General features: G+C 54.9%; 19 protein-coding genes. 13 read left to right on the top strand and 6 right to left on the bottom strand.

Annotation, left to right across the window (positions count from 1 at the left end; all coding sequences use genetic code 11):
* The first annotated feature begins 140 nt into the window (after positions 1-140).
* From TGAM_RS06515 to TGAM_RS06470, 10 genes are all read left to right on the top strand, one after another.
* Positions 141-1,460, top strand: coding sequence for a DUF4139 domain-containing protein (locus TGAM_RS06515; protein ID WP_015858901.1), 1,320 nt, complete (start codon positions 141-143; stop codon positions 1,458-1,460).
* Between the two features lie 127 nt (positions 1,461-1,587).
* Positions 1,588-2,814 (top strand): translation initiation factor IF-2 subunit gamma, encoded by a 1,227-nt coding sequence (gene eif2g, locus TGAM_RS06510; protein ID WP_048811222.1) that lies wholly within the window; start codon positions 1,588-1,590, stop codon positions 2,812-2,814.
* Positions 2,815-2,845: 31 nt separating this feature from the next.
* Positions 2,846-3,262 (top strand): PIN domain-containing protein, encoded by a 417-nt coding sequence (locus TGAM_RS06505; protein ID WP_048811221.1) that lies wholly within the window; start codon positions 2,846-2,848, stop codon positions 3,260-3,262.
* 43 nt (positions 3,263-3,305) lie between these two features.
* A complete protein-coding gene (locus TGAM_RS06500; protein ID WP_148206279.1) occupies positions 3,306-3,878 on the top strand; it encodes a hypothetical protein in 573 nt (190 codons plus the stop codon).
* A gap of 330 nt (positions 3,879-4,208) precedes the next feature.
* Entirely contained in the window at positions 4,209-4,979 is a 771-nt protein-coding gene (locus tag TGAM_RS06495; protein WP_015858897.1) for a CGP-CTERM sorting domain-containing protein, read from the top strand.
* Between the two features lie 131 nt (positions 4,980-5,110).
* Positions 5,111-5,887: an HD domain-containing protein gene (locus TGAM_RS06490; protein ID WP_048811220.1), complete on the top strand. Its 777-nt coding sequence runs from the start codon at positions 5,111-5,113 to the stop codon at positions 5,885-5,887.
* A gap of 20 nt (positions 5,888-5,907) precedes the next feature.
* Complete coding sequence (locus TGAM_RS06485) at positions 5,908-6,579, top strand: DUF434 domain-containing protein (RefSeq protein WP_015858895.1); 672 nt, start codon at positions 5,908-5,910, stop codon at positions 6,577-6,579.
* Positions 6,580-6,703: 124 nt separating this feature from the next.
* Complete coding sequence (locus TGAM_RS06480) at positions 6,704-7,855, top strand: hypothetical protein (protein WP_238516188.1); 1,152 nt, start codon at positions 6,704-6,706, stop codon at positions 7,853-7,855.
* A gap of 21 nt (positions 7,856-7,876) precedes the next feature.
* Positions 7,877-9,760 (top strand): hypothetical protein, encoded by a 1,884-nt coding sequence (locus tag TGAM_RS06475; protein WP_148206278.1) that lies wholly within the window; start codon positions 7,877-7,879, stop codon positions 9,758-9,760.
* Between the two features lie 156 nt (positions 9,761-9,916).
* Positions 9,917-10,732 (top strand): DUF2226 domain-containing protein, encoded by an 816-nt coding sequence (locus TGAM_RS06470; protein WP_048811219.1) that lies wholly within the window; start codon positions 9,917-9,919, stop codon positions 10,730-10,732.
* Positions 10,733-10,748: 16 nt separating this feature from the next.
* Here TGAM_RS06470 and TGAM_RS06465 read toward each other — a convergent pair whose 3' ends face one another.
* On the bottom strand, positions 10,749-11,462 hold the full coding sequence (locus TGAM_RS06465) for an endonuclease III domain-containing protein (protein WP_048811218.1): 714 nt from the start codon (positions 11,460-11,462) through the stop codon (positions 10,749-10,751).
* The gene (locus TGAM_RS06460; protein ID WP_048811217.1) at positions 11,431-11,859 is read right to left on the bottom strand and encodes a DUF6849 domain-containing protein; all 429 of its coding nucleotides are present in this window, start codon (positions 11,857-11,859) and stop codon (positions 11,431-11,433) included. Before TGAM_RS06460 ends, TGAM_RS06465 begins: the two co-directional genes overlap by 32 nt.
* 71 nt (positions 11,860-11,930) lie before the next feature.
* On the opposite strand from TGAM_RS06460, the gene TGAM_RS06455 reads away from it, so the two are divergent.
* Entirely contained in the window at positions 11,931-12,392 is a 462-nt protein-coding gene (locus TGAM_RS06455; protein WP_015858889.1) for a PadR family transcriptional regulator, read from the top strand.
* Here the strand turns inward: TGAM_RS06455 and TGAM_RS06450 are convergent.
* Positions 12,379-12,942, bottom strand: a complete 564-nt coding sequence (locus TGAM_RS06450; protein WP_015858888.1) for a nitroreductase family protein — start codon at positions 12,940-12,942, stop codon at positions 12,379-12,381. The genes TGAM_RS06455 and TGAM_RS06450 overlap by 14 nt on opposite strands.
* 81 nt (positions 12,943-13,023) lie before the next feature.
* Between TGAM_RS06450 and TGAM_RS06445 the strand changes: the two genes are divergently transcribed.
* Positions 13,024-13,842, top strand: coding sequence for a hypothetical protein (locus TGAM_RS06445; RefSeq protein WP_048811216.1), 819 nt, complete (start codon positions 13,024-13,026; stop codon positions 13,840-13,842).
* Here TGAM_RS06445 and TGAM_RS06440 read toward each other — a convergent pair.
* From TGAM_RS06440 to TGAM_RS06430, 3 genes are read right to left on the bottom strand one after another with little or no spacing between them, the layout of a single operon-like run.
* Positions 13,814-15,724: an ATP-binding cassette domain-containing protein gene (locus tag TGAM_RS06440; protein ID WP_015858886.1), complete on the bottom strand. Its 1,911-nt coding sequence runs from the start codon at positions 15,722-15,724 to the stop codon at positions 13,814-13,816. The genes TGAM_RS06445 and TGAM_RS06440 overlap by 29 nt on opposite strands.
* Before the next feature lie 38 nt (positions 15,725-15,762).
* Positions 15,763-17,046, bottom strand: coding sequence for a bifunctional hydroxymethylpyrimidine kinase/phosphomethylpyrimidine kinase (thiD, locus tag TGAM_RS06435; RefSeq protein ID WP_048811215.1), 1,284 nt, complete (start codon positions 17,044-17,046; stop codon positions 15,763-15,765).
* 4 nt (positions 17,047-17,050) lie between these two features.
* Positions 17,051-17,803: a sulfide-dependent adenosine diphosphate thiazole synthase gene (locus TGAM_RS06430; RefSeq protein WP_015858884.1), complete on the bottom strand. Its 753-nt coding sequence runs from the start codon at positions 17,801-17,803 to the stop codon at positions 17,051-17,053.
* Positions 17,804-17,897: 94 nt separating this feature from the next.
* Between TGAM_RS06430 and thiC the strand changes: the two genes are divergently transcribed.
* Entirely contained in the window at positions 17,898-19,178 is a 1,281-nt protein-coding gene (gene thiC / locus TGAM_RS06425; RefSeq protein WP_015858883.1) for a phosphomethylpyrimidine synthase ThiC, read from the top strand.
* Position 19,179 lies beyond the last annotated feature (1 nt).

Genomic DNA, 19,179 nt, shown 5'->3' with positions numbered 1-19,179 from the left:
ACTCAGAGGGGAAGGTTAAAAGGGTTTCCATTTGCCAAGGAGTTAGGGCTTCCTAACGGCCCAGGAACACTTCAACGGCTTTTGAAGCTATGGTTATGGTATAAGTACCATGAAGAACCAATTGTTCATGGTGATGGGATATGAGAAACGCGTTTAAAGTTCTTGCCGGGGTGGCCCTCGTGATAATCCTCATGGTGGCCCTCCACGGCACCGAGCAGATCCGGGCCGCAAGTAGCGACACAACGGTTGCCCTCTATGACTCGGCCGAGATTGGCGTCATCAGCGAGGTTCTGAACCTGAGCCTTAAGAAGGGAATCAACAGGGTTCAGCTGGATGACCTAGCCGGCCTGAACGTTGAGGAGATAACGGTGAGACCCCTTGACCCCAACGTCCAGTTCCTCGGGCTCTACAGCTCTGAATCGAGTGAGAACATGTACGACTCGAACGTGGGCAGCGACGTCGAGGTGAAAACCTCGAGCGGGGACGTAATCAGGGGCAAGTTCCTCGGTTTAAAGGACGGCAAGCTCGTGATCCAGGGTGAGGACGGACTGTACGCGGTGAATCCGAGCGAGCTGGTCTACTTCAAAGCCTCGCGGATGGAAAAGAAAGGCGGCGTCTACGCCCTCTTCTCCGCCCCCGAAGATGGAAAGTACGCCGTTGAAGTGACCTATCGCGTCCCTGGAATGAGCTGGGGGAGCAGGTACAAACTCTACCTGGGCGAAAAAACCGCCCGCCTTTTTGGTTACATTATCGTGAAGAACCCCACCTCGAAGGAGTACGAAAATGCCAAGGTCGCCCTCGTCTCGGGTGACGTTCAGTTTTACAGCCCCTATTCCCCGAGGTACGTTTACACCCTCGCTGTGGCGGCGGAAAAGTCAGGGGGCAGTCAGGGAGAGCCGGTTAAGGTAGAGGCCTTCCACGTCTATCCCCTGGGCCCGACGGACATAAAGGCCGCGAGCACGATGATGATACCCTACATCTCGACGGAGGTGGAGATAAAGAGGCAGTACCTCTACGAGAGCTGGAGCTATGACAGAACGGCCAACGTTTACGAGTCCATCTCCTTCAAGGCTGACAGGGTTCTCCCTGCCGGAGTCGTGGAGATCTACCGGGAAACCGAGGGTGGAAACCTTCTAATAGGGGAGAACCACATCGAGCACACACCAAAGGGCGATGTGGTGAGAATCGGCATCGGCAAGGACTACGACCTCAAGGGCACTACGAAGGTTCTCGACTCAGAACACGGCGAGGGCTGGGCAAAGTACAGGATTAAGGTGACTATCGAAAACTTCGGCGACGAGTCGAAGACTGTAATAGTCCGCCACTACAAGTACGGTGGAAAGCTCATCAGCTCGACCATAAGCCCCTCTGATGAGACTGCGCAGTACGTGGAGTTTATTCTCACGGTCCCGGCGGGCGGTTCGAGGAGTGTAACCTTCGAGTACGAGGTCAACTGGTGAATCCGCCTTTTTGTTCTTTTTCATTTCTCCCTTTTATCCGCGTTGATTCTTTCGCCCCCTCTCGGCAACGTGGGTTATGGATAACCTTAATAAACGTCCCCGCTTTTTAGCCTTAGGGGTGAGAGAGATGGCAAAGAAGTTTAAACAGGCCGAGGTCAACATTGGAATGGTAGGTCACGTTGACCACGGGAAGACGACGCTCACCAAGGCTCTAACCGGAATATGGACCGACACGCACAGCGAGGAGCTCAGGAGAGGTATCACGATAAAGATAGGCTTCGCGGACGCGGAGATAAGGAAGTGCCCGAAGTGCGGGCGTTACTCCACTTCTCCGGTCTGCCCGTACTGCGGCGCCGAGACAGAGTTCGAGAGGCGCGTTTCCTTCATAGACGCGCCGGGCCACGAGGCGCTGATGACGACGATGCTCGCTGGAGCCTCTCTCATGGACGGTGCCGTTCTTGTCGTTGCCGCCAACGAGGGGGTAATGCCCCAGACCAGGGAGCACCTCATGGCCCTGCAGATAGTCGGCAACAGGAACATCGTTATAGCGCTCAACAAGATCGAGCTCGTTGACAGGGAGACCGTCATAAAGCGCTACCAGGAGATCAAGGACTTCATCAAGGGGACTGTCGCAGAGAACGCCCCGATAATCCCGATTTCTGCATTGCACGGCGCGAACGTTGACGTCCTCCTCGCGGCGATAGAGAAGTTCATACCCACTCCAAAGCGCGACCCGAACAAGCCTCCCAAGATGCTCGTCCTGAGGAGCTTCGACGTAAACAAGCCCGGAACACCGCCGGAGAAGCTCATCGGCGGTGTTATAGGTGGTTCGATAGTCCAGGGCAAGCTCAAGGTCGGAGACGAGATAGAGATCCGCCCAGGGGTTCCCTACGAGGAGCACGGCAGAATCAAGTACGAGCCGATAACGACCGAGATCGTCTCGCTTCAGGCAGGTGGAAGGTTCGTCGAGGAGGCCTATCCCGGTGGACTCGTCGGCGTTGGAACGAAGCTCGACCCCTACCTCACCAAGGGTGACCTAATGGCTGGAAACGTTGTAGGAAAGCCCGGAAAGTTACCGCCTGTGTGGGACGAGCTCCGCATCGAGGTTCACCTGCTCGAGCGCGTGGTTGGAACCGAGGACGAGCTCAAGGTTGAGCCCATCAAGAGGAAGGAGGTTCTCCTCCTCAACGTCGGAACGGCAAGGACGATGGGCCTCGTCACCGGGCTCGGCAAGGACGAGGTCGAGCTCAAGCTCCAGATTCCCGTCTGCGCTGAGGTTGGCGACAGGGTTGCCATAAGCAGGCAGATCGGAAGCAGGTGGCGCCTCATCGGCTACGGCTTCATAAGGGAGTGAGCCCTCTTCTCTTTCCTTTCCGGTGGTCGCAATGGTCCATAGGAGAGAATGGCTCGTCCTTCCTGACACGAACTTCCTCCTCGTTCCCGGCCAGTTCGGGGTTGATATCGTTGGTGAGCTCAACAGAATCCTCGATGTCAGGTTCAAAATCGTAATCCCCAACGTGGTTCTCCGTGAGCTCGACGTTATAGAGCGGAAGACGCGAGGAAGGGATTTGCTCGCTGTTAGAATGGCGAAGAAACTAGCGGAGCGCTTTGAGACCGTTGAAATCGGGGAGTTTGGGAAGAGACCGATAGACGACCAGATCTACGACTTCGCGATCAAAAACGAGCGCGTTATCGTCTGCACCAACGACAAGGGGCTGAAGAAGCGCCTCCGCGAGAAAGGGATTCCTGTTGTTTACCTCCGCTCGAAAAAGATACTGGAGCTCGAGGGAATGCTTGAGTGAACCGTATCGGAAAATTTTAAACGTCTCAAACCATCTCCCAATCATGCCGTACGATGATGTAATCCCCAATGAGTACGCGGCGGGAAAGATAAAACAGGCTATCCTCCTGATGAAGATAATCTTCATCATGCCGATAATTCTCCTGTCGCTCATCTTTGCGTGGTGGGATGAGCTCTTTCTGAGAGATCGGCTTGCGGTTGTGATCTTCCTTTCCCCAACGTTTTACATCGGTCTCGTTGGCATTCCCTCGATCAGGGACGTAAAGGAAAATCCCCGGGAAATCGTTGACAGGATGTTCTCGTTCTTCAACGTTGTTCCCTTCCTCACGATCCTGGCCCTTTATTTCTCAGATGAAATAAAATCCCTCCCGGAGCCGCTCGGCGGTATATTGCTCCTCCTGAGCCCGTTGATCCTCAGCTACCTCTACCACCGGCTCGTCAGACGGATCGCCGAAAAAGGCCTCCCCTTTGTCCTCCTGATGCTGGTCCCAACCCTCTCGACCGCGTTCACATTCCCACTGATTTTGGTTTATCTCCCGGCGTTTCTCCCGCCCTATCTGATCAAGATGGACCTTGATCGTCTTAATGAGGCTAGGGGTGATGTCGATGTTTATTAGGTATTCTCCTTTTTTTGGTTCCCCTAATTTTATCATCGAAAGTTAGTAGGGAAGTTTTTAAACAGAAGTGCCTTAATTTAATCTTGGCGGTTTGGAGGTGATTAGAAGGTGAGAATAGTTCTCACGATACTCTCATATATAAGGCTATCTTCCACCTTCTCGCCAAGGGTCACACGGCTGAGAATTGGTTCTATTCCTACGATGCAGGACTTTACCTCGACCTTGACTTCGACGGCAGCCCCGATCAGGATCTGCCCTCTGGCTACATCCCGAAAACCGGCCCGTACACCTGTGTTGGTTACTATATGATCGCCCGCTGGGGGTGAGGAGATGAAAAGGTTCCTTCCCCTGCTTTTTGCCTTTTTGATGTTCCTTCAGCCGGTTAGTGCGTTTAATGCTCTTGAGAAACTTGATCAGAACGGAACTTACCTCTGCATCTGCATTAGGGGAGACGCAACCTTGAAGTACGGAACCCCTCCAACAAATCTATTCAATGACACTTCAATTCAAGAGCTCTTCATACTCAAACCCTACAACAAAACGCACTTGATAAGAATCGTCTACTATCGCTCCGGATCGAGGTCAGAGAAAATTGAGAGAATCACCGAGTACTACCCAACAACAATGGAAGACGTTCCTTTCAAGCTTTCAGATTGGAATTTGTCAAAAGTCCTCAGGGAGTATCAGTGGGGTGTTAGGAACTACTTGCCGAACGTTACTGGAAAGCACTGGTACAAGGGCTACTGGAATAGCTCGATAAAAAAGTGGGAAATTGGAATGAATGCAACGGTCTTTAACATGACTCTCCATGGATCTTTCTTCGGTGAGTGTCATGACTACATCACATTCGAGTGCTGGAGGAACGGAACTAATGTAACCTGTAAATGGGGAAAACCTGTCTTTAAGACTCATCCCGGGCCACCAATAAACGGTACGATATCGGGAATGGATACAGAAACCACGAGCACAACATCAACTACAGGGACTAACACATCAAGCACACAAACCACTACCTCCGCCAAGGGGGAGAAAACGATGTGTGGCCCCGCCCTTCTAGTTGGGCTGATCCTCGGCCCCCTGCTGGCACTCCGGCGAAGGTGATCCCCTTTCCCTTCCTGTTTTCCCTTGGGTCAAAAACATGTGCAACCTCTGGGTTCAGAGCTTGGGCTTTGGAAACGTCCGCATTCAAAACCCTTAAAACCCCAAAGCCTCCACCGCCGGAGGTGGTGAAAATGTACAGCGAGGAGGAGATACTCCGTGAGATCAGGGAGCTTTTTGAGGACGAGAGGCTTTACAGGGCATACGAGAGAACCTTCAAGGAGTACCACTACTACTTCGACACGACCAACTACATAGTGCTCAACGTCTACCAGTTCAACGATCACGGGCCCGTTCACGTTCTCTTAACGACGAGGCGCGCCCTTGAGCTCCTCAGAATAATCACGAAGTTCGGGATCCAGACGACGGCCGAGAAGCTCGGCAAACCCTTCTGGTGGAGCAAGTTCATCGTGGCCTTTGGAGCCCTCTTCCACGACATAGGGAACATGATCCACAGGATAAACCACTACGAGTTCAGCGCCTTCCTTGCGGAGCCGATAATAGACAAGCTCGTGAACGAGTTTGAAAAGCGCGATCCACTTCTCCTGAAGGCCCTAACGCTCAACGCAATATACACCCACGACGAGCACGTGCCGTGCACCACAATAGAGGGCTCGCTCGTCACTATTGCCGACGGCTGCGACATGGAATCTGGAAGGAGCAGGTTAGCTTACAAGAAGGATCGCGTGGATATCCACTCGGTCTCCGCCCTGGCCATAGAGCGGGTTGAGATAAGGGAGGGCGACGAGAGGCAACCGGTACTCATTGAGATCTGGATGAAGCACCCGGCGGGGATCTTTCAGGTGGACGAGATACTGACGAAAAAGGTCAAGAGCTCCCTGCTCACCGGAAAGGTTAAGCTGAGGATCCACACCGGCAAGGACGGCGAGACCCTCGAAAAGGTTATCTGAGCCTTTTCCCATTTTTCTCCATGCTGGTTGAGGCCTACCGCGATCTCAAATACCTCCTCAACAGGGGCTACCGGAAGAGTGTCGCCCTAAACTTCGTGGCGAACCATTACCGGCTGAGGAAGGAGGAGCGGCACCTCTTGGCTCGCTGTGTTTTCTCGGATTCCTGGATTGGGGAAGTTAAACAAAAGCTCCTTTCTCCAGAACGAGTTGGGGGGCGAGTTCTCGGGGTGGACGGCTTCAACGTCCTCATAACCCTTGAGTCGCTCCTCACCGGGAAGGCTGTACTCTGCGAGGACGGCCTCGTCCGGGATTTGGAGTACCGGGGAAAGTACAGGCCCCACCAGCACACCGCTGAGAATCTGAGGTTCATCATCTCGGCCCTTTCCGAGCTTTCTCCTGAAAGAGCTGTCTTTTTTTACGGCAGGAACAATCCGGGAAGCGGCCTCGTTAAAGCGCTGACTACCGAGCTCCTTTCGGAGTTCAATGTTTCTGGGGAAGCACGGCTCGTTAAGAGCCCGGATCACGAGCTGAAGGCCTTTGAAGCTGTGGCGACGGCGGATGTGGGGATCGTAAGTAGTGTGAGGTGGGTCTTTGATCTGGCCCGATTTGCAGGGGAAAGAGCAGGGGCAAAGCCCGTTCCATTCAAGGACTTGTTGCTTCGCGACCAATACGATGACCGCCAGCCCTTTTAGATAGCCCTCGAAAAGCTACAGGTTTGTTTGAAGTTTTGGAAAGTCTTTAATACCGGTGTGGCCAATATTATACAACCCCCTAAGGCCCGCTTTTCTTTCTTCGCGGGCTTTGGAGGAAGGAAGTATGAAAGGAAAAGCACTCGTTATTCCGCTGATAGCGGGAATGCTCCTGCTGGCTGGATGCCTCGGGGGCTCTGGCACATCAACGTCTAGCTCCCGGACACATACCTACACCCCAACCTCGAGTTCTCCCCAAACCCAGACCACAACCGCACCCGGCCCGGAGACGTGGAACATGAGCGTCGTATGGCACGTCAACACCTCCGACATGCCGGTTATGGACCTGGCCCCGGACGGGAGTTTGGCCGCCGTGATAGACTGGTGGGGACACAGGATTTACCTTGCAAGTCCCGACGGAAGCGCGGTTTCCTTTGACCTGATGGAACCGGGAGACATCGTGGAGCCAGTTGTTGCTGGGGTGGCCATTGTTGAGGGTAAAGCCTACGTCCTCGGCTCTTACGGGGAGTTCACGGGCGTAAGAATCTACGATTGGTCCGGAAAGGTTGGAGAGACCCATGAGGGAGGTGCCGGAAGCGTTCCGGACGACATACTGCGCTCACCGAGCGGGAACCACTTCTGCTACCTCATGGCGGTGACCGCAACCGATCAGGTTCTGGTGTGCGACGGAACGAAACTCGAACTCGAGAACAAATACTCGCTCAAGTGGGTCTCCGATTCGGGCCTCGTGCTTTTGGACAAAGGCAATAAAGAGGTCGTCATGAGAAACGGCTCCGCTGTCCTGACCCTTAACACTACCAGCGTGCTCGCCTACGGCGACAAGCTAGTGGCAAGCTATGGGGATACGCTGAAGGTTCTATCGCTCGATGGAAAAGTGCTTGCGAGCATAGAAAAAGCGGGTTTCGGCCAGACAACACTCCTTAGGTGGACGCTCATCCCTACCAAAAACTACATCTTCCGCCACGAGCCACTGGAGGATACGCACGTCTTTACATGGAACCTCACAGAGGTGAAAGTCCTCCCGGGCTTTCCCTATTTCGCGAACGATAACTTCGTCGTTACCGCCAAGGATGGTGTTATCCACTGTTACTCCCTCGACGACTTTCACGAGGTCTTCCACGTCCGGGTCCCGGGAGATTCGCTCGGCTACATAAAGCTGAGCGAGGACGGAAAGGTCATGCTCGTCTCGGGCGAATACGGGGATTACTGGCTTTATCGTGCTGAAATGTCAGGTTTAAATAGGATGAAGGACAACTAAATGTTTAAGGAGGCGACGTGTATGAGGGTAAAGAGTTTGACATTGTTCGTTGTTTTGGTTTTGGTTTTCAGTGTGGTTGCCGCGGGCTGTATCGGCGGCGGTGGGGGTACCGCAACGAGCAGCCAGGAAACGTCTGAAAGCCAGAGTTCAGGCGGTCACGGTGGTCAGAGTAGCTCGTCTTCGAGTTCCCAGCATGTTGACACGACGAGCGAAAGCCAGATCCCTGTCTCGACGTGGCAGTCTCCCTGGGAGTCCTACAATCCAATTGAACTCGGGGGAAAGACCTACTACATAACCCACGTGGAGTACACATACACGGCCAGCTACAACGATGGAGCAAAGTACACCTTCGATGTAATGAAGGAGCGCGGCTATGCTCAGATTCACGTTTACACGAGCGAGAACGGTAACAAGAAAGACCTCGGAGTATTTAATGTCTTTGCCTATCACGGCAGGCTAACGCCGGTGAACAACAACACCCTCCCGGGCCTTGAGTACTGGATATTCGTGAAAGACAGGACGAAGGACACAGATGTATACTTCCTGGCTCCAATACTGAACTTTGGGGCGCTCATAAGCGGAAACGTCGTTGAAGTGGAGATCGTAAGCGGATCCGAGAGGTACTTCTGGTCCAACCCTGCGGCGCTCGGAATGTACGACAAAATGCCCTACCAGGAGGGTGACCTAAACGACGTCTTCTCCTCGCTCGATGAGGGAATAGGCACCATCTGGGCCGCCGTTGTTAGCTCTGGCATCTGGACCGGCGTCGAGAACTACGACCTGACGGAGCCCGGCCAGTACGACTGGAACGGCATGGGGATAAGCTACCACTACAAGATCTCACCGGACGGGACCGTTACCTTCAACGGCAAGACCTTTAAGACGGCAGAAGTTGAGTGGAGCTACGGCCTTGGAGGGGTCACCGCTACCGGAAAGGGCAAAATAGCCCCCGAACTTCCGATTCCGATAAGCTTTGAGGGAACCTTTGCGAACCCGATGGAAGGGTTCAACACCTGGAGCAAGTTCGAGCTCAAAGATCTTAAGCTCTCCCAGAGCTTTGGAACGCTCCAGTACAGCGGGCTGACACCGACGCAGACTCAGACTCAAACCCAGACTGAGACCCAGACGCAAACAACCACGACGACGTCAACGCCTCAGGGACTTTCCACCAACTGGCAGCTCGCTTGGGACGCGAGCGAGCCGATAGAGATCAACGGAGAGAACTACATCGTAAAGGAGGTCGCCTTCAAAGTGGAGTACAAGAAGGGCGATAGCACCTTCCACATGAACATCACGAAGGGCTACCGCGAGGTCCAGCTCAACGGGGAGAACGTTTACCTCCTCTACGCGAACCTCAGCGTGGACGGCGAGGAATACACGTACAGGGTCTACGTGAGGCAGGACTCCCTAGGCGAGTACACCTCCGGAATTCTGTGGGTACCGCAGGTCTACGATATGACCAACGGGCCGGATTTCATTAAGATCGAAATTACCGGACTTGGCTGCCATTACACAGCAGACGAGAACGGCAACGTGGAGGGCGACTACAACTGCGGATACATAAGCGACGACTTCCAGGACTACAACATGGTGTGGAGCCTTCACACCGGCTTCTACGGCGGGATCTACGGAGACGTGGTCAGCTACGTAACGCTAACGAATAACGGTCAGGGCTACACCGTTGAAAAGGACGGCAAAGTGGGCCTCGCTGGGATTGAGTTCGACCTCTACAAGGTCACCTGGAGCGGGCTGATAGAGAACGTCGATGTTCCGGCCAACGGCGTTACATACGTTGCCCCCCAGCTGCCGTTTCCGGTAAAGGTCGAGGCGGCCATCTCGGAGATGGGGGCAGGGGGCTGCTACGTCAAGGTTGAACTCACCGACCTGAAACTTGAGGCTGGGTGAGATCCCTCCTGTTTTTGCTTTTTATCCTGTTGTCCTGACATTTGCCAAGGGTCAGCTCGTTTAGATAGACATCTTAACCCTTTGGGCAGTTTTTTTGTAAACCACCGCGGGAAAAACATAAATACGATGGTGGTATAGGTCTTTCGGGTGATACGGTTGAAATTGCCCTCAGTGGTACCCCTAAAAGAAAACCATCTGTGCTCCAATAAAGAGGAATTTGCGAGGCTTGTGGGGGAGACCATTGAAGCCAGCGGAGGAGGGGCGTTTTTCAAGGTACTTGGAAAAGTCAGGGGAAGGGCGTACTACGCCACAATGCTTGTTGACGATAGGAAAATCCTCGCGGTTGAAGTCAGGGACGTTGACTCGGGCGACACTCTGGCGGGAGAAGGAGCTCTGAACCTGATTAAGGAGATGCTCGACTCCGGACCGGTCATCGTGGACACGTTTCCCCTGAGTGATGTTGATGTTAAGATTTCCATAGTTGATAACATCGATGTTTACAATGCCACCCCGAAGATGTCCCTCGATGAGCTATGTCCCCTCGTTCCCAGTTCTACTGCAGGGGTATCCCGTGTTCTTCAGGAAAGAGCACAGGAGAAAGCAGAAGAACAGGGCCCCAGGGAAACTCCCGTTGCCAGGAAAAAGCCCGCGAAAAAGCTCAAGCTTGTAGTTAACGCCCCAAGGAACATTGAGCCGTATCTAAGGCCCTTTGGGAACAGGATTGCAAAGTACGCCAAATCGCTGGGTGTTGAGGTCTCCACACTGAGAATTGAAGCTAAAGAAGTCAGATACGCTCTGGGGGCCGGAGTTGGGGTTCATATTAACGTGACAATCGAAGGGAAGCCAAACTCCAGTACCGATCGCAGAAACCTGAAAGAAACCCTCGAATCCTTCCTGTACCGTGAAGCCTCGGATCTCTCGGAAGAGATTGGGAAGAAGGTTGTCATAAGGGGAGTGAATCTGAAGTTTTGACCCTTTTGTTTTTGGATCACTTTATGTCCTCGTCCCTGACGAGCCCCTTCGCATAGGGGCAGAGCTCCTTCAGCGGACAGCTTTCGCACTTCGGCCTTATCGGCCTGCATATGCTCCTTCCATGGTCGACCATCGCGTGGTTCACGTAAATCCACTTCTCTTTTGGAATCAGTTCCATCAAGTACTCCTCGACCTTCTCCGGGGGAACCCTCGGCGGAGCGAGGCCGAGGCGCTTGCTTATCCTGTTCACGTGCGTATCAACGGGAATCGCCTGCCTTCCGAAGCCGTAAGCGAGAACGATGTTGGCGCACTTCCTGCCTATGCCGGGCAGTTTCATGAGCTCTTTGATGTCATCGGGCACCTTCCCGCCGTACTTTTCAAGGATTATCCTCGATGCCTTCACAATCCACTCGCCCTTCGTCTTCCAGAGGCCGACGCCCCTCTTCCTGAGGAACTCTCGCATCTCATCGACGGGAGTATTCGCTATCGTCTCGATGTCCCCGTACTTCTTGAACAGCTCCTCCCAGACGCGGTAGGTAACCTCATCGCGCATGCGCTGTGAGATTATGCAGTGGATCAGCGTCCTGTAAGGGTCACCGATGAGGAGCTTTTCCCTTGGGTGGGTCCTCATGAGGATTTCAACTATTTTCTCGGCCCTTCTCCTCTTCTCATCCCAGCTCTCCTCGAAGGTGAAGCCGTCAAGGCTCAACGACCGTGACTTCCTCGCCATGCACTACCACCACCTTTCCCTCGGCTACTCTAACCTTTTTCAGGTTCTCGAACCTTCTGCTATAAATCTTTTGCCCGCTCCAGTTATAGATTCGAACCTCGCTCCCGAGAACCACCACGAGTCCCTTGGTGAAGGGAACCGCGTCATCGACCCCGCGCTCGAACTCGAGGGTGAACTCTTCAATTTCTCCCGTCGAGAACTCTATTTTTAGTCCCTTGCCAACCTTCAGGGGACTCGGTTCGGCCAGAAGAACCTTGAAGGGCAGGGGCTTTCCGAGGAGGTCAACCTCGACGGTCTCACCTGTTCTCAATTCCCGTCCCCTGAGCTTCTCCCGTACTATCTCCTCGAACCCGGCGGGTAGTTCGGCGTCGAAGAGGGGTTTTAGAACGACCTTCATGGGATCACCCATCAACCATCGCGCCGAAAGGTTTTAAACCTGAATATATCGACCGACATGTGGTGGTGACTTTGGAGAAACCCAGCTACCGCGGTCATCTCAAGATCCTCATACTCAAGATGCTTTCGGAGAAACCCCTTCACGGGTACGGGATAATGCGGGAACTGGAGGAGAGGTATGGCCTGCCCCAGCCCAGTCCCGGAACGATATATCCCATCCTGGCCTCCCTTCGCAGATCGGGGTTGATTGAAGTTATAGGGGAGGGCAAGAGGGAGAAGAGGCTCTACCGGGCGACGGAAAAGGGTAGGAAGTACATTGAGGAGAACTCAAGGGAGCTCGAAGAGGTTCTCAGGACTGTGGAGAAGTTCAGGGAATTCTCCCGCCTGGGTGGGGTTGAGGTTGGAAAGGTTCTCAAGGAGGCCTTCAGCTCGCTCGATGGTCTGAGCGAGGAACAAAAGGAAGAACTGGCGAGGGAATTCAAGGACTTCGTCAGGCGAGTTAGGGCAATCCTCAGCGGCATCAGAACCCGTTGAAGCTCACTACCTCCCCCAGCCTTCTTCTTCCGCGTTTGGGAGCCGGATCGGCGGGATAGCCGATGGGCAGGATCGTCTGGAGCTTGTATTGAGGTGGCACGTTGAGAAGGTTCTCAACGGGCTTTGGGTTGGGCGGGGTGTAGGTTACCGTTCCAAGGCCGAGCTCTTCGAGTGCGAGTAGAAGGTAGCCGACCGCTATCCACGTTGATTGAAGCCAGTAAGGGGCCTTCGTATGTCCAAAAACAAGAACGAGGTATGGGGCCTCGCTCAGGAAAGGTTTCTCAGGTCTGAAGCCCTCGCTCTGAAGCCAGGCCATCAGGTCACCCTTCGTTTTTGAGTGGAACTTTCTCTCCTCAGCCTCACACAGCTCTCGGATCCTGCCCTTCAGCCACTCATCATCGACGACGACAAACTTCCAGGGCTGGGCGTTCATGCCGCTCGGCGCTTCCTTCGCCGCTTTTAGAGCCTTCAGCAGATCTTCCATCGGCGGCCTTTCCGGTCGAAATTTCCTTACGGTTTTCCTTCGTCTGGCAAGATCGAGGACCCGCATCGTGTCACCTTGACTTTTTTGGAATTGCTGGGATTTAGGGGTTTCGGCAACTTTTTATCGCCCGCGGGGGATATCCCACCCATGCGGAGAGTTCCACTCATGGGGATTGTAATCGTGCTGGTCATAATAACAATCTTCGTCTCGACGCGGAACCCTTCAGTTCAAGAACCCAGCGTAACGGCCATGCGGAGCTTTCTTGAGTCCCAGTACGTTCCTGAGGCCGGACTGCTGCGGGCCTCGGTTACCACGTATCCCGACAACGTGACCATATGGCTCGCCAACGATAACCTTCTGGCCGTTAAAGCGCTGAAGCTCTCGGGATCCCCGCTCTGGAGGAACGTTTCCGTTGCGCTCTCTCTTTATAACGTTTCGTCCAACGACAGGATAGATCCACTGCTTGGGAGGCCCCTTTCAGGGTTTTTCTGCCCCATGATAGTGGAGGTCGGTGAAGTGAGATCAGTTAAATTCAACACAACCTTCGAGCTAAAACTTGAGAAGGGGAACGCGTCCTGTCCTATGCAGGATTGGGAGGAGTACGCCGACCTCCTCGTGTACGGAGCCCTCAGTGAGCTCTTACGCGGAAACCGTGAGGGAGCCGAGAAACTGTACCTTGAGCTAATGACCCTCTGGGATGGCAACGGCTTTCGGGACAAGGCGTTTAACGGCGTCTATCAATCCTACAAATGCGCGCTCTTCGTATACTTAAACCGGGCTCTGAACGAGAAAACTGGAAGAGACATACGCATTAGATGTCTAAAGATCCTCTCCGCACTGCAGGCGCCGAACGGAGGTATCACAACTGGCTATGTGGTCAAAAATGGAAAGACAGTGCCTATAGGCGACCAGAACACCGAGACCACTTCAATGGTCATTATCGCCCTTCTCTCTCATTCTCCTTGAGTTTCGCCGTCCCGTAGCCCACGAAGAGCACCCTGTCCGGGTCGAGGGCCTTCAGCACTTCTGGCCTGTGGGTGATTATCAAGGCAGTTATGCCGGCCTCGCGGATTATCTCGGCAACCTTCTTGGCGACGCGCATCGCCGTAAGCGTATCGAGGTGGGCCGCGAACTCGTCGATGAGGAGTAGGTTGGGCTTTTCCGCTAAAAGCGATGCTATCCTCGCCCTCTCCTTCTGGCCCGTGCTCAGCTCGCCGTACTTTGCCCTGTAGAGGACGGCGTCGCTCAAACCGGCCCTGTTGAGAACCTCAACTGCCGCATTGAGGTCACCTATCTTCCTGTAAACGTGCTCCAAGATGCTCTCCGTCCCGAAGGTCGGCTCGAACTCGCCGGGAATCATAACTGAAACCTTGGCGTTGTCAGGAACCTTAATCTCACCCTCCGTCGGTCTAAAGCGCTCCTCCCACCAGCCGTTGGCCGCTCCAAGGATGAGCCTGAGAAGTGTCGTCTTTCCGGCCCCGCTCGCGCCGACAACGGCTATTAGCTCGCCCGGCTGGATTTCGAAGTTCAAATTCCTCAGAACGGGCCTCTGAATAATACGGTGTCTGACGCCAAAGGCCTTGAGCAGTTCTTGGATCTCCTCTGGCAGGCCCTTGATGTCGAGCTCGCTCTCGAAGACCTTGCCCACGTTCCTGAAGACTATCGGCCCTGCCAAGGGCTCAACTTTCCCGTAGCTCGGCTTCCAGAGCTTACCCTCGGGAGGCGCGTAGGGGTCTTCGCGCAGGAAGCGCTCGATGTACTCCTTAGCTTCTTCCGTCAGCGGGTAGAAGAGAACCGGCCTTCCGCTCGCGGTCTCCCAGAGGAACTTGAAGCCGACCTTCTCGAAGAACGGATTGTAGCGGGCCATCTGGGCTATGGTCTCGACTATGTGCTTCTTTTTCCTCATCTCGGGAATCCTGCGCTCGGCTATCCACTCGAGAGCCGACTTGACGCTTAACTGTCCCAGCCCGTCGGAGCGGTAGTCGGGGTGAACCACAACCCTCGCAATCCTTGCTCCAGCGGTGTTTGTCTCTGCCAAAGCTTTCCACTTGGCCTGCTCCCAGAGGTAGGAACGGGCTATTCTCCTCTTCCCATACTTCCTCTTCAGCTCCTCGTAGAGTTCCTTCATTATGCGCTCCGGCCAGAAGGCTGGATGGAACCACTCCTCCGGAAAGACCTTTTCGCGGATGTTCTTCTCAATTTCCCCGTTCGGCAAGCGGCGGTGCATGAGCGGTATCGGCGGGTCAACGCGGACGTAGCTGAGAATCCTTGGCTCGTACTCCTCCCGCTCGACGAGCTCGAAGATGAGGAAGCGCGACGCTGGAGTTGAGCCCTTTATCTCGAGTATATGGCTTTCAGCACCGCAGATTGGGCACCTCTGCCTGGTGTTGGCCTCGAAGATGTGGCCGTTCTCACAGCGCCAGAGGGCTACTTTCTCCTTCTGGCTCGCGTAGTGGTACTGCTCAAGCTCGGCTATCGCCTCGAAGTCGCTCTCGTATTTCGCCTCGCGGGCGCGGATTTTGTAGGTGTAGAGGAGCTCGCCCGTCAAAGGTGAGTAGCGCTTGGCCTCAACGGTTTTCTCAAAGAGGGGCCACACAGGAATCCTGTCGCCCTCGTAGAACTTCCACAGTTTGTAGTCGTCGAAGTCGAGAACCAGCTTTCCGTCTCTTTCCTTCGGCTTATGGAGGATTTCAACCTCGACCTCGTCGCCGGTCAAAAACCACTGGGCGACGTTGCCCGTCATGTAGAGGCTGTACCTCTTCCCATCGGCCTCGACCTCAAGGATTCCGAACCAGCGGTGCTTGAAGCGCGGGATTTCGTTACCGACGACCCTTCCCCTTATGAGCATGGAACCACCAGGATAAATAGGAAAAAGGAGTTAAAACGTTAGCCCAAAAGCTTCCGCACCCTCTCCACGACCTCCCCCGCGTCCCTCCCAAAGACCAGAACCATCGGCTCCTTTCCCCAGTCGCCGAGATGATAAACCACGTCGGGCCTTTTTCCTGCCCTCTTTACGGCGGTCTCGATGCCCCACTCCATCGTCCCTCTCTCTGCCCTCTTGACTTCCTCGGGCTCCTCCCTGCGGTCGTAGAACGAAACGACGAGGCCGAGCCTTTTGGACCTCTCCACGAGTTCCTCCGAGTAGCGGAGGTTCAGAACCGCCTTAATCTCTGGATAGAACTCACGCATCTTGAGCAACGCCCTCCTGAGATGGTCGCTGGCGTTGAGCTCAACTGGGCCAACGGGCTTGATAGTCTGACCATAGCGGACGATTCTGCCCTTGACGGCTAAGACTTCTCCAAAGGGCGTCGCGAGGGCGAAGTTCGTTCCCACCTCGGGAACGTGCGGGTTGAGCCTCTCCCCAAAGGCCACTAGCTCTTCAACCGCTTTTTCAAGCTCTTCCCTGGCCCTCCAGCGGTGGGCATCTCTCTCAATCTCCCAGAGTGGATTCACCGCTTTAGATTCTGCTTTTGAGAACCTTATCGAGCCTTCAACGAAGCGCTTGGCCCTCTCAACGGCCTTCGGAAGCTCAAAGCCTTTGGCCAAAAACGTCGCCAAGGCAGAGGAGAAGGCACAGCCGGTTCCGTGCGTGAAACCTTCGACTTTTTCTCCCCTGAACTCGTAGAACTCACCGCGCCAGTAGAGGACGTCGGTAAAGTTAAGGTGTCCCCCCTTGACAACCGCAGCCTCGGCGCCAAACTCCTCCACAAGGGCCGTCGCCGCTTTCTTCATGTCTTCCACAGAGCGGATTTCAATGCTCGCCAGCGCTTCAGCCTCATAGACGTTGGGAGTGACTATCGAACCGGGGACGAGTGTTTTGAGCGACTCAGTGTCGTCAATGAGCTTTTTTTCGGTGCTTGAGGCAATCACGGGGTCGAAAACCCTGGGGAAACCTGCGGTCTCTTCCCTCACGACCCGGGCAACCTCACCGCTTCCGAGCATCCCGATTTTGACGGCTTTGACCTCAAAGCCGTCCTTAACGGCTCGTATCCCCTCCCTCACGACCTCGGACGGAAGGGTGTGGTAGCCCCTCACCTCAAAGGGGTTCTGGTAGGTCACCGCCGTCAGAACCGGGAGCGGATGCTCGCCCAGAGCGGAGACCGTCTCGATGTCGGCCTTTAAACCCGCCCCGCCACCCGTGTCGAGGCCCGCTACAATCAGGACGGCCATCACATCACCCCAGCTTCTCAAGGATTTCGAGGGCCGCCTTCCTTCCACTCAGGAACATCCCGCCGAATATCGGACCCATCCTCGGCGCTCCAGCGATAGCATTGGCGGCCATTCCCGTAACGTAGAGGCCGGGGAAGACCTCCCTCGTATGCTTCACAGTCAGCTCCTCACCCTTCTCCGCCCACATCGGGCCCTCGCCCGGAACCTGGAGGAGGCCGCGCCTCACTAGGTGCTGGCTCACCTGCGCCCCGTGGCCGGTGGAATCAACCACAAAGCGCGCCTCGACCGTGAGCGGGTCGACGTGCAGACCTGTCCTCATCACCGGCGTCCAGTTGATCACTATTCCCGCGACGCGGTTGTTTTTGAGGACCAAATCCTCAACCTCAATCATGTTGAAGAACCTTACGCCGGCCTTTACAGCCCTGCTCGCTATCGTCGTAGCCGTCTCGATGGCGTCGGCAACGTAGAGGCCGTTCCCGAAGGGCCTGTAGTTTATCCCGAACTCGTCGAGGATTTCCCTCGCTTCCTCCTGAACGACGATTTTGTTGAAGCCCATCGCGCCGCCCCAGATTCCGCCCCCGATTGAGAGCTTCTTCTCGAAGATTGCCACCTTCGCACCGTTCTTCGCGAGGTAGTAACCGGCGACCATTCCCGAAGGACCCGCGCCTACTATGGCCACGTCAAGGCTCAGGCTTTCGAGAAGCTCGGCGGTGTAGGCCTCTATTATCGCCCTGCTTATCTCTATCTCCCTCAGCATCCCGACCACCCAAAACCTTTTAAGTTCCGCTCAAAACTAAGTTTTGAAATTTAAAAACTTTGTTATAAACGGGTTTTAAAACCGGGTGATTGGAATGACCCAGCTTGAGGCCGCGAAGAGGGGAGAGATAACCGAGGAGATGAAGTTCATCGCCGAGCGGGAGGGAATAGACCCTGAAAAGCTCAGGAGGAGCGTGGCAAAGGGGTACACGGTGATATTCAGGAACGTCCGCCACGACTGGGTTAAGCCTGTGGCAGTTGGCAACGTCGTCCGCGTTAAGGTCAACGCCAACATTGGAACGTCGCGCGACATAGTGAACGTTAAGGCGGAGATAGAGAAGGCCAAGGTCGCCGTGAAATACGGCGCCGACACGATAATGGACCTCTCAACTGGTGGCGACCTCGATTCGATAAGGAAGGCCATCATGCACGCCGTTGACGTGCCCATTGGCACCGTTCCAATCTATCAGGCCGCCGAGGAGATGCTGGCTAAGGGGAAGGCCATCATCGAGATGAGCGAGGACGACATGTGGAATGCCGTCGAGAAGCACTTCAAGGACGGTGTTGATTACACGACCATTCACGTCGGGGTTACGAAAGAGGTTGTCGAGAAGATGAAGCGCGTTAAGCGCGTCGTCGGCATGGTCTCACGCGGCGGAACCTTCCTCGCGGCGTGGATACTCCACTGGGGCGAGGAGAATCCGTTCTACAGGGACTACGACTACCTGCTTGAACTCGCCAAGGAGTACGACGTTGTTCTGAGCCTCGGTGATGGGCTTAGACCAGGCGGTCTTCCAGATGCGGGTGACGAACTGCAGATTGCCGAGCTTTACACCCTCGGAAGGCTCGTCAGGAGGGCGAGGGAAGCTGGCGTTCAGACGATGGTCGAGGGTCCAGGGCACGTGCCGATTGACCAGATTCCAGCCCAGATAAAGCTCGCGAAGGTTGCCACCGACAACGCGCCCTTCTACGTCCTCGGCCCAATCGTTACCGACATCTTCCCAGGCTACGACCACATCACGTCCGCCATAGGGGGAGCGATAGCGGCCCTGAACGGCGCGGACTTCCTGTGCTACGTTACCCCTGCCGAGCATCTCGGACTGCCGACGGTCGAGCACGTCCGCGAGGGAGTTATAGCGGCGAAGATAGCCGCCCACGCGGTCAATTTGACCCGCTTCGAAGCCGACTTTAAGAAGGACTACCTGATGAGCCTTGCGCGTGGTAAACTCGACTGGGCGAGGCAGTTCGAGCTGAGCCAGGACAGAGAGAAGTTCATCGAGATAAGGAAGGAAAGGCCGACGAAAACCGAGGCCTGCTCGATGTGCGGTGATTTATGCGCGATAAAGCTCATCAACGACATGCTGAGGAAGGGGTGAG

The sequence above is a fragment of the Thermococcus gammatolerans EJ3 genome (assembly GCF_000022365.1).
Lineage (GTDB): Archaea > Methanobacteriota_B > Thermococci > Thermococcales > Thermococcaceae > Thermococcus > Thermococcus gammatolerans.
Note: the sequence above shows the minus strand (reverse complement) of the source record. Positions and strands in the feature narration are given on the sequence as shown.